This window comes from Variovorax sp. LG9.2, assembly GCF_035018885.1.
Lineage (GTDB): Bacteria > Pseudomonadota > Gammaproteobacteria > Burkholderiales > Burkholderiaceae_C > Variovorax.
In genome coordinates this window covers 1-795 of sequence record NZ_JASJXB010000097.1, presented here as the reverse complement: position 1 = coordinate 795, position 795 = coordinate 1, and the positions used below count along the sequence as shown (strand labels likewise).

Here is a 795-nt window from a genome sequence, read left to right as displayed (position 1 = left end):
GATGGCGATCGGCGCGTGAAGGATGTCATCAAGGACTGGGGCCTGAAGTGGCCTGAAAACGATTGAGCTTTGCAGCGCTGACGACGCCCCGCGGGGCCGGCCGGGCGGCCCCGCAGCAGAACCTGTCCGGTGAATGAGAGATGGTGCGCAACTCGGGCGGCATTGGCAGGCAGCGCACGTGACGCCATGGCGCAGATACTTGATCTAGAACAGGGTGTTCCCAGCACAACCTCGACCTTGCGGATGCCGCCGGGATTGAAAGCACGAAGGCGGTGGAACCTTGAGTAAGCGAGTTCCCGCTTCGGCATCGGTATGCGTAAACGCCTTAGCTTCCAAAGGACCTGTGGACAACGATGCCAGCGCACCATAAATTAGGATGATCAGATGGGGCCGGACATGCAATCAATTGAGCGTTGGGCAGCGCAAGTCTGGCCAGCACACGCAAAACTCATCCTTCGATTTGCGCTTGCTACGTTGTTTTCCTTGGCGCTTGTCTGGAAGATCGTGTCGCCGATTCCGACCATTGTGGATGGTCATTTCTACGACAGGGTCTTGGCCAGCTTCCCGGTACTCCCGCAATCCGCGGTTCAAATCATTTCAATTGATGAAGAGAGTATTAAAAAAATCGGGCCGTGGCCTTGGCCTGAAGCGGTGCACACCCAATTTCTGGAGCAGCTCGCTCAGCAGGCACCTGAGGGTGTAGTTCTCAATTTCCGTCTCGGCCTTCCCGCACAGACGGCGGACGACGATGCAGCGATGGAGCTTGCGCTGCGCAGATTGCGGGTCTTTTTCTTG

The 795-nt window shown here is 57.4% G+C and carries 1 protein-coding gene; it reads left to right on the top strand.

Translation table 11 applies throughout. The features are described from left to right. Positions 1 to 384: 384 nt before the first annotated feature. Positions 385 to 795, top strand: a 411-nt coding sequence (locus tag QN413_RS27060) for a CHASE2 domain-containing protein (RefSeq protein WP_323499642.1), incomplete at its 3' end; no start/stop codon positions are given.